5 protein-coding genes and 5 pseudogenes are annotated in these 10,304 nt (G+C 57.2%); 7 read left to right on the top strand and 3 right to left on the bottom strand.

From position 1 onward, the window contains the following. Positions 1-104: pseudogene (locus tag BMI01S_RS41505) on the bottom strand (IS110 family transposase); the annotation flags it as partial. A gap of 1,399 nt (positions 105-1,503) precedes the next feature. Between BMI01S_RS41505 and BMI01S_RS34725 the strand changes: the two are divergent. The 3 genes from BMI01S_RS34725 to BMI01S_RS34710 all read left to right on the top strand — a co-directional run bounded on the left by BMI01S_RS34725 (position 1,504) and on the right by BMI01S_RS34710 (position 6,470). After that, on the top strand, positions 1,504-2,883 hold the full coding sequence (locus BMI01S_RS34725) for an undecaprenyl-phosphate glucose phosphotransferase (protein ID WP_028232889.1): 1,380 nt from the start codon (positions 1,504-1,506) through the stop codon (positions 2,881-2,883). Positions 2,884-3,382: 499 nt separating this feature from the next. Continuing rightward, positions 3,383-4,120, top strand: a complete 738-nt coding sequence (locus BMI01S_RS34715; protein WP_028232887.1) for an IS6 family transposase — start codon at positions 3,383-3,385, stop codon at positions 4,118-4,120. 412 nt (positions 4,121-4,532) lie between these two features. Next, positions 4,533-6,470 carry an SMP-30/gluconolactonase/LRE family protein gene (locus BMI01S_RS34710; RefSeq protein ID WP_028232886.1) on the top strand — a complete coding sequence of 646 codons (1,938 nt, stop codon included), beginning with the start codon at positions 4,533-4,535 and terminating at the stop codon, positions 6,468-6,470. A gap of 524 nt (positions 6,471-6,994) precedes the next feature. On the opposite strand, the gene tnpA is transcribed toward BMI01S_RS34710, so the two are convergent. Further along, complete coding sequence (gene tnpA, locus BMI01S_RS34705; protein ID WP_042292404.1) at positions 6,995-7,438, bottom strand: IS200/IS605 family transposase; 444 nt, start codon at positions 7,436-7,438, stop codon at positions 6,995-6,997. Between the two features lie 474 nt (positions 7,439-7,912). Here tnpA and BMI01S_RS39955 point away from each other — a divergent pair. Further along, positions 7,913-8,251: pseudogene (locus BMI01S_RS39955) on the top strand (patatin-like phospholipase family protein); the annotation flags it as partial. On the opposite strand, the pseudogene BMI01S_RS41500 reads toward BMI01S_RS39955, so the two are convergent. Further along, positions 8,195-8,401, bottom strand: a pseudogene (locus tag BMI01S_RS41500) (IS5/IS1182 family transposase); the annotation flags it as partial. The pseudogenes BMI01S_RS39955 and BMI01S_RS41500 sit on opposite strands and share 57 nt — an antisense overlap. A gap of 126 nt (positions 8,402-8,527) precedes the next feature. Between BMI01S_RS41500 and BMI01S_RS44300 the strand changes: the two are divergent. From BMI01S_RS44300 to BMI01S_RS34690, 3 genes and pseudogenes are all read left to right on the top strand, one after another. Beyond that, positions 8,528-8,674: pseudogene (locus tag BMI01S_RS44300) on the top strand (hypothetical protein); the annotation flags it as partial. A 270-nt stretch (positions 8,675-8,944) separates the two neighbouring features. Beyond that, positions 8,945-9,655 carry an FkbM family methyltransferase gene (locus BMI01S_RS42695; RefSeq protein WP_081723597.1) on the top strand — a complete coding sequence of 237 codons (711 nt, stop codon included), beginning with the start codon at positions 8,945-8,947 and terminating at the stop codon, positions 9,653-9,655. A 368-nt stretch (positions 9,656-10,023) separates the two neighbouring features. Next, positions 10,024-10,304 (top strand): annotated as a pseudogene (locus BMI01S_RS34690) (IS6 family transposase); the annotation flags it as partial.

The raw sequence follows: 10,304 nt of genomic DNA, 5'->3' as shown, positions 1-10,304 counted from the left end.
GCCCGCTTGATACGTTTGCTGACGATTTCACCGGAATCCGGGTCGATCCAGTGCACCTGAAAGATGTTTTTGGCAATGTCCACTCCCACCGGCGTGAGTTTCATAACATCCTCCGATTGATGATCGGTTACCGTCGCAAGAATCCACCATGCTTTGTAGCTTTGACGGTAGGTGGGAGGCGTTCATTCCATTTCCCGTGGGCAGAGCGGCTGGCCTGCCGCGAAGGAACCAAACGCGGGCTAGCATGACTGCCAGAGCCGCACGGTGTGGACAGGGCCACACCCGGCGATTTCCACCACGGAGGCCAGCCCCTACCTCACGGAAAGTCATACTGCCTTACAAGTATCGAAATCCTGTCCGAACGAGCGAGGCCACCTCTCTGTGTCCGGGATTACAGGGTCAACTCCAGGGACACAAATTGGCGGAATTGTCTGGTTTGTCTGTTGATGCCTACGTAAGCGTTGCCTCACCCTTGCAATTGCCCACACTGCAGCAGAGCAGTTCCTCACGCCTCCTGCGGTATTGGCGGAGCTCGCATTTCCGGGATTACAGAGCGGCGAGACGCGTTAACGCCCATCTTCGACTAGTTTTGCTGGCCGGAGACGAGCGAATTGGTATGAGACTTGCGATTTTGAACCACGGGACGCTGCCGCCCGCACCGCTGATGCTTCCTCAGTAACGCGTTCGTGCAATGCACGATATTTTGAGACGGATAATTGTAAGGCACTATATCCGGCGGTATTCTGCGATGAACAACTTTAAGTGTCAAAACGACTGGAAACCGAAATGAACTTTCTAGATCGAGCCAAATTGTCGGGGCATCATATTGCCCGAATCAAGAGTGGTGAAACCATCTCATCGACCCGGGTGATCAATGGCATCGATGACTCTCGCTTGCGATGGCGAAGCGGGCGAAGCAGTGCGGGGAGATTTTTCCGACGCACTCAATGCGTTATGTCAACCCGTAACCAAAACCGGAATTCCCCATGGCGCCTTGAACAGATTGGCTGACCGAAGGAATTGCTGAGGCGGTTTGCCGCGCGTCCCACGGCGAGTATTCCGGGTGCCTGTGAGGGCTGGGCCGGGAGCCATTGCGGCATACCGCTTTCTGGGCAATGAACACATTGACGGGCGCAACATGATGCAGCCGCACTGGGAACGCACCGCAGCGCACATGGGCGAGTTACCGGTAGTCCTGTGCGCGGCTGACATGACCGAGCTGGACTTCAACGGCCAGGACATCGAGGGAGCTGGCCCGTTCAGTTTCGAAGCACAGGTTGTGGATGTATCTTCACGCTACCTACGCGCATACACCCGATCGGGAGCCGCTGGATGCCATGAATGCATGGATGCGGGCACGCGGAGCCGCGCGACGAAAACGGACAGCGTGGCGGCGTATGCGAGAGCGTACGATGGATCGAAAGCTACCAATTGACAGTGTAGTGTTCCGTGTCGTGGGTTATTCTCGTTGACTGAAGCGTGGATCTTTCTGAGTGGGCTGTAATGCATAGCGTACAAGGACTTGGGCCTCGGTCGTTAGACGGCTTCTGCGTGGTTTCAGGCGCACTGCTGGCGACAAACATCCGCTTCGGCGAGTACGTGCAAGGCCGACCTGATGGCCCTCACGTGATGCTGGCACTTGCTATCGCACTTATGCTCTTTCCTGCTTTCGGCTTGTATGAGTCGTGGCGGGGTCGTCCGGTCTGGCGTCTGTTCAGGCAGGTCTTTCTGGCGTGGCTGGCAGTGCAGGCATGCGGGCTGTTGGTGATCTTTTCGCTGCATCGTGCCGACCTTATATCTCGCCTTTGGTTCGCCTACTGGACGGCGATATCTGCCGGCGCGCTGGTTCTCGTAAGAGTCGTCGCGTACAGCATTCTCGGCAAAGTCCGGCATGCCGGGCTTAACCTGAGGAACGTCGCGATAGTTGGGGGCGGGCAGCATTGCTGCGACGTTGTTGCAAAGATTGGCGCAACGCCTGATACCGGCTTCCGCGTGGCGGTTGTTCTGAATGTTCGCGACGTCGGAAAGGATCTCGGTCTGCGGGCCCTGACATACACCTCATTCTCCGAATTCATTAAGCATGTCCGACGCGAAGGTGTGCAAGAAATATGGCTTGCGCTCCCTCTCTCAGAAGAGCGCACGATCCAGCGCGTTGTAGATGAATTCCAATATGAACTAGTTAACGTGCGCTTTATCCCAGATGTACAAAGCGTTGCGCTCTTCGAAGGTGGCGTTATCGATCTCATCGGAGCACCTGCCATCAACTTGATTGCTTCGCCGGTCTCAGCCCGTTCGCTCGCACCGAAAGAAGAATTTGACCGGCTTTTCGCATTTGTCGCGCTCGTCACGCTGCTACCGGTTTTCCTTGCAATCGCTGTCGCTGTAAAAATTTCTTCTAAGGGGCCCGTATTCTTCCGGCAGGATCGGAAAGGTGCGGACGGTCGCGTCTTCCGTATCTACAAATTTCGGACGATGCGTCAACACGATGAGAAAGCCGGCGTTGTCACGCAGGCAACACGGCGCGACCCGCGAATCACGCAGGTGGGTGCTTTCCTCAGGCGAACAAGCTTGGACGAGCTTCCCCAGTTCATCAACGTTTTGCGAGGCGAGATGTCAGTCGTTGGGCCACGACCGCATGCGATTGAACATGATGAAGTCTACCGCAAGTTGGTAGATGGGTATATCCACCGGTATCGCATCAAACCCGGCATTACTGGCTGGGCGCAGATTAACGGCTTTCGCGGAGAAACCGATCGCGTGGATAAGATGCAGAAACGTGTCGAACACGATCTCTACTACATCCGAAACTGGTCGTTCATGTTGGACATCCGTATTGTCATACTGACGGTCATCAAAGGCTTTATTGGACGACAAGCCTACTAAGTAGGCAGTTTTGTTACCTTTGTAGGTGGAGCCAACAGCAAGAGGATTAAGTGATTATCCAAAATCTACTTCGTGGTGCGAAGAGGTGTGGAATACAGTACAAAAAGATGCTTCCGTCTGTTGCCGCAGTTCTGGTGGTGACGGGCTGCACGACCGTGCCTAGATTGCAGATGCCCAGTGCCGCGACTCAGTCTACTCACCAGAATGTGGCCCCGCCACCTGTCGCCATACAGGAAATTGACGCAGGACTCATAGAAGCACAGCAAACGGCCCGTACGGACCTGGAAAGGACCGTCGCTAAACAACTTTTAGGCGCGGGACCCTCCGGTTACCGAATCGGGCGCGGCGATGTGCTCCAAATCGTCGTCTGGGACCATCCCGAGTTTGCACTGGGCCAGGGAAGGCAGCCTGCGGTACAACCGCGTCAGGCTGACGCGCCCGGTGGCACTGTTGTCGACGGCACTGTCACGTTGGCGAGGTAGTCACGTAAGATGTCACGATGAACAAAAGAAAATCGCTTTATCACGGCCACCGGTTCCCGGCGGCAATCATTAGTCTCGCGGTTCGGTGGTATTTCCGGTTCCAGCTTAGCCTGCGTGACATTGAAGAACTGCTGTTCGAGCGCGGTGTCGTTGTCAGTTACGAGACGATCCGCCGCTGGTGCGACAAATTCGGCGCGGGCTTCGCACATAGCGTCAAAGCTGCTCGCCGCAAGCCTGGGCGCACATGGCATCTGGACGAAGTCTTCGTTACGTTGCGCGGTGAGCCTTATCTGCTCTGGCGGGCAGTCGACCAGCACGGCGCCGAACTCGACATCCTGCTGCAGAAACATCGCGACAAGGCCGCAGCAAAGCGCTTCTTCAACCGCGTGCTGACCGCCTGTGCCGACGCGCCACGAAGGATTGTCACCGATCAATTGCGCAGCTATCCGGCCGCGAAGGCCGAAATTCCCGAACTGGCAAACATCAAACACGTCTTCGTCAAAGCCAGTGCCCGCGTCAACAACCGCGCCGAGAATAGTCATCAGCCAACCCGGGAACGCGAACGGCGTATGCGGGGCTTCCGCCTGCCCGAGCGCACTCAAGCTTTCCTGTCGAACTTCGGCCCGATCCGACAGCACTTTGCCCTCAAGCGACATCGGCTACGGGCTTCACGCTATCGCCAACAACTCGCCTTGCGATCTGCTGCGTGGCATCGCTTCCCCGAACTCACCCAAAATCCGTCTATCGCTTTTTGAGCGACTGATCGCCCCTGCCAGCATTGCCTTCTCTCCTCTCTAACGTGACAAAGCCGCCACCGGCGGGAGCGTAGAGTCTCAGCCCTTCCCGGTTGCGGCCAACATCGGGCTCGCCGGTTAAATCGTCTATCCTGATTGAAGCCATAGCACGCCTCCTGCGTGACGAGCGATGTCTTATAGCATGCGTCGCAGACAGGGGTGGGAGCCAGTCGGAATTTCCGTCGCGAAAAGCGCAAATATCAATTGCTTCGGTGCCATGCGAAGCGCCACGGGTTGCACGCGTAATATGGTGTCGGCCCGGGACTGAGCCTCACCCGCTCTGGCCTCGGGGTTATGTACTGGCGTCTTCGCACATTGTTGATAGAAGCCATCAGACGCATGAACTTTCACCATATTCAGGAGAGGTTCAGTCATGCCCGGGAAAAAACGCATCCGTGCAGCACTCGTCGCCGCGGCGATCGCTACGATTGCGCCGTCCTGTCACGCCCGGAACGCCACCGACTGGCTTGCGAACACCTATGGCACCCTGGCCGGTCACGTCGGCAACACCGCACGTTCGATGTGGGTCGCGCCCGAAGGCGTCATCTATACGGCCTCCATGTGGGACGAGAGCGAGGGCGGCGTCGCTATCTACCAGAACGGCAAAAGCCTTGGCTCGATCGGCGCGCACGGCGAGTTTCAGGGTAGCGCGATCACGGGCAACGCGACGTCAATTTTCGTGGCGCTCCAGGACAGCAGGTCGTACGGAAGCGGCGCGGTGGGGCGGTACAACCGCACCAGCAAGACGCGCGATCGCCTCATCCAGATTGCTGCGTCGACCAGCCAGCCCCGCATCGACGTCGTCACCGGACTCGCCACAGCGGGCGCGCTGCTCTATGCGAGTGACTTCTATGGCAATCGCGTCCGGGTCTTCACCACCGACGGCGTCTGGCAGCGGGACATCAACGTCACGGGCCCGGGCGCGCTCGCGCTGGATGGAGCAGGCAACGTCTGGGTCGCACAGAAGAGTGAGGGCACAATCGTCGGGTTTAGCCCAACCGGCCAGTTGCTGAATACCATTCGCATGCCCGGCGGGTCGCACCCATCGGCGCTTTATCTCGATGCGTCATCGAGACAACTCATGGTCGGAGACGAAGGTCCCGACATGAACATCAAGCGCTATGCGCTCTCGCGCACGCCGACGCTGGCCGGTACACTCGGCATTCCGGGCGGTTATCTCGACACCACGACGGGAATCAAAGGCCAGGTTGGCGCGAAGCGCTTCACCCGCATCGCCGGCATCGGCAAGGACGCGGCCGGCAACCTCTACGTGCTCAATAACCCGTGGGGCGGCAGCTGGGACCTCGGCCGTGACGGCGGCACCGACATTCACTCGTATGGTCGGGCGGGCAACCTCCAGTGGACGTTGGAGTCCCTCAACTTCGAGGGCGTTGCCGCTCCCGACCCGGCCACGGATGGTTCCCTGTTTTATGGCGGCACCAACCTCTACACCGGTCGCGCTGGAGGTACCTTCGTCGCGAATACTGTCGATCCTTTCGCCTATCCGTCGGATCCGCGCATCAATATGAACGATATTTCGCGCGACGAGCATTTCGGACAACTCGTTACCGTTGGCGCTAACCGGATTCTCGTGGCGTCCGGACAGAACCCCTCGACGTTCTACTTTTTCCATTTCAACGCGGCGAACGGCTACATTGCTATTCCGGACGCATCGATTCCGGGCCCCGCGTTCAATACGAACCTGCGGGTCACACACGGATTTTGCATCGACAGCAGAGGCGGCGTGTGGGCAGGGCTGGACAGGACCGGCGATATCTACCAATACCCGCTCACCGGCTTCGATGGCAGCGGCAAGCCTGCATGGAGCCCGGGCATCCCCATCCAAATTCCCGCGAGCATCCAGCCGCTCGCGCGCATCATCTACCTCGCAGACAGCGACACCATGATTCTCGCGCAGGGCATCGTCGGGAGTGCAGACTGGACATCGATTGGCACGCGCATCGAGGTGTACCACGGCTGGAGCGCGGGCAACACCACCACACCCGATCCGGTGATCAACCTCCCCCACGGAGACGCCAAGGCGATGGACGCGGCCGGCGGTTATCTCTTTGTCAGCTACTGGTTCAGCGGCATTAGCGGACCACAGCGGCCAGACATCGATGCCTTCAGTCTCGCTACCGGCAACCTCGACGTCACGCTGGTCAACACCAGTCCTGGCACCGTAGACGCCAGCAGCGCTATGGATTCGATGTACGGCATCAGGGCATACCTTCGATCAACGGGCGAGTACGTGGTCACGAAGAACAACGTCAAGGGCAACAGCGTCACTGTTTATCGCTGGACGCCCTGAGAGAGAGGTGTGGCAGGCACGGAGAACACTCATACAGAATTGCCCCTGCTGGTCGGCGACGGTCATGCGCCGTCGGCGCTTGACGATTGTCTACAGCGTCAGCAAGCGCCGGATCACGGGCGTCAATTTATTTCGCATCGCCACGCCGTGAGGTTGCCACGCGCCCTTGCTTCCTGACGCGAGGGGATCACGCAATGGAGCTGCGCCGCATGGAGTTACGTCCAGAAACAAATCTCCATCAATGAAGTTACCAACGCTGCGGATCTTCAGTGCGTGCTATTTTCGGCATTAGCGCCGGAATTCGACAGCCTCACGCGAATACGGCGAAAGTCATCGGTAACGATTAGGAATCCGGATGTAGATCCGGTGCGCCCATTTCAATCGCTGAATGGCGATCGGGTGAAGGTTAAGCTGCAGCGTCGAACTCAGCGAGATATCGATGAGCATATGTGGCGTGATCGATAGCGTGGTACGTGCCAATGAGGCTCCCCGCCCCAAGGGGCGGGGTATCTAAAACCATCGCCCTAAAACAGCGCGATTTGATGGTCTGAGTGCAGCTTGTTGTATTCCTTGCCCTGATTCTTGACATACCGACCAATCATCTCTTCGTCGCCATGCTTACCTACCGTGCTCGCGAAGTACCCATCGGTCCAGAACTCACCGCCCCACAACGTCTTCTTCACATGCGGGCATCGGCGGAATATTTCCCGGGCCGTGATGCCCTTGAGAATCGTCACGATCCTCGTAACGCTATATGTCGGGACCGACTGGACCAGGAAATGAACGTGGTCCTTGTCCGTCCCTATCTCCAAAAATTTCATCTGATAGCGCCGAGCTATCTCCAGACAGATTTCCTTCAGAACTCCGTCAACGCGGTCATCAAAGACCGCTCGTCGATACTTCGCCGGCAGCACCACGTGATACAGCAACACCGTGACGTTGTGGCTCTTGTGAATGTATTCGCTCATTCACCGCAGCATACGCCGCAAGCGGCGGGGAATCTGACCCGAAGAGATTGAAGCCCATTTTCAGGTTGCCACGCATGGTGATGACACAACAGATTCGGGTTTGTCTCATACATTTTTCAGACAAAGGGTGCAGGGAATATGCAAGATAGGTTGGTTATTTGTTCGCGAAGGCAAATCCAACTCTCATGGGTAGGACGGCGCTGACCTGCATGCCAACCAGCAGGGTGGATGGCGACGGAAGCAGACCTAATATCGAATGAGGCAATGCCAATGGAAATTATCGTTGAAGCTAATGATGTCGGCGGCCGCCGCGTCAAGCCAACCGCCCTTGAAATTCGTTGACCTGAGTCAATGTCAGTCAATTATAAGGCTGACAGCGAAGTCAATTAGCATTACTTTAGATCAGCTGGCAATGCCGTTGCGATCTAGTCAGATTACGTGCTCTTCCTTGTGTCCAGTCGACCTGAAAATGCCATGACCGATCTGTCCGTTACGCATTCCGCACCAGGCAACCATAATCCTCGGCTTGTCGATCTCGCGTTGCAGGGCGGAGGCTCTCACGGGGCGTTCACGTGGGGGGTGCTCGACAGGCTGCTCGAAGAAGCGCGATTGCAGATCGAAGGCGTGTCGGGCACGTCGGCCGGCGCGATGAAGGCCGCCGTGCTGGTGAGTGGTTTCGAGCACGGCGGGCCGACGGGAGCACGAAAGTCACTTGAGCGCTTCTGGCGGCGTGTATCGGATGCGGCCGCTTTCAGCCCGTTTCGCCGCACGCCATTTGACATGCTTGCCGGCCGCTGGACGCTGGATCAATCGCAACGCATTGGCCCGCTCGGCGAAGCCATCTGCATGGCTGACAACGGCGCCGACCACCAGCCCCGAGCGGTTCTCCATCAGGATGTGCCCCTGGTAACAGAGGATTGCCGGACTCTGCTTGCTCTTCTTGTACAGGCGCGAATCCGCATCGAGGCGCTGGTCCGATTTAGCGATGAGGAACTGAAGCATCAGGCGCTCTTTCGTCGTATCGATCAGGCCACAAGAGACCGATGGCTCATCGAACATAAAGTATTCCTGTTTTAGCCGCCGTATAGCCCCGAGCTCAATCTCATCGAGATCGTGTGGAAGCACTTCAAGCATCACTGGCGGCGGTTCGCAACGTGGACGAAAGAAACTATCGATGTGGAGCTGGAAATTCTGCTCAACGGATATGGTCCGAAATTCCAAGTAAATCTTTCGTGAACACTTACAACCAGCTGTTCTCTTTCGCTGGTCCGATACTTCCACTGTAATGCCGAATCTCCCATGGCTACCACGTCGGTCAATTCGATCATGGGACACCAACTTTCTAATATAGGTTCTTATAGGACAGGACAGAACACCAGATTCGGATTTCTGCCGGGCGCGCGCGGCGTGAAAAGATTCGTCTGACGCCAAACGGCTGCCATTGGCAGTCGCGATTGCGGCGGACTGCGTGGCAATCCATCTTTTTATTCGACTTCAGGAGCGAGTATGGATCGTGTCAGTGGACATACCTTCTTCGGGCGATTCTTGAGAGAAAACAGTGTCGTCGTCGACCTCGGTGCAAATATGGGTGCTTTTTCGAGTCAGATGGCGCGCAAGTTCGGTTGCTTGTGCTTCGCGATCGAACCCAATCCGGAATGCTTTGCGGGTCTTAAGAATTATGAGGGAGTGGTACCGATCAATCTGGCGATTGCCGATCGTGAAGGCGAGATGCGCTTTTACGTGGCCAATAACTCCGAAGCCTCGTCGTTCGTACGGACTTCGCAGAGCGATCGCGAGATCGTCGTGCGCACGATGCGGCTCGACGCACTTGCACAGCGCCACGGGATCGGACACATCGATCTTCTGAAGATTGACATCGAAGGCGCGGAAATCGCCCTGCTCGATTCGTTACCGGATGTGTTCTTTCGGCGCGTCGGGCAGATCGCGATCGAGTTTCACGACTTCTGCGGACTCATTTCGCGCGAAGACGTTGCACGTGTTGAACGGCGGTTCGAGTCTCTGGGCTTTTTCTCGATCACATTTTCGAAGGCCTCTCACGGCCACGAAGATCATCTGTTCGTGAACCGCAATCGATGTTCGCTCGGCCATGTCGAGTACCTGACTGCGCGCTATATTACGCGCAACTTGTGGGGAATTGCCCGCATCGCCAGGCGCTGGGGCGGTCGGTGGGCTGCCGCTACCGCACCCTCGAGCTGACCGCTGCCGGGGCCTGCGGGATTTCGAGTGCGCTGTCGCGCAGCTGGAGCGGTTCAAGCCTGCTCCCGCCGGATGCCGAGGTGCACGGGCTCGAACGGGGTAATCGATTTCAGCCCAGTCCTCCTCGAAGGTCGTTCTTACTTGAATCTCCGCAAGGATCTTCTGCCGTCCGGGACTCTTTGAAACAATGTAGTAGACAGACCGATAACCATCCCTCATACGCTTTTACATCAAATCCGGCATCCCCAGGTTTCTCTCCGAAGTCACATCCGAGAACACAGGCGACCGGTGGGTGCTCCCCCAGTTCAGACGGTTCTGTTGCAGTAAAGCCCACGTTGAAATTGGGTAGCGAATTTTTGAGCTGTGCGATGACGAAGACGAGGACACCGCGAACCACACTCGCGCCGGGCTTGGCCAAGGACCTGAAGTGCCTTCACTACCCGCTTGAAGTGATTTTGTTGTGCATGCGTTGGTACGTGGCCTATTCGCTGAGTTTGCGCAATCTTGCGGAAATGATGGACGAGCGTGGTATCGCGGTGGATCATTCGACGGTGTACCGCTGGGTCATCAAACTGATGCCGCTCTTCGAAAGGAGGTTCCGCAAGCACAAGCGTCCGGTTGGGAAAAGCTGGCGAATGGACGAGAGCTC

Source organism: Paraburkholderia mimosarum LMG 23256 = NBRC 106338 (genome assembly GCF_000739815.1).
In the GTDB taxonomy this organism is placed as follows: Bacteria; Pseudomonadota; Gammaproteobacteria; order Burkholderiales; family Burkholderiaceae; genus Paraburkholderia; species Paraburkholderia mimosarum.
The sequence above is the reverse complement of the archived record's forward strand: the minus strand, read 5'-3'. Positions and strand labels throughout refer to the sequence as shown.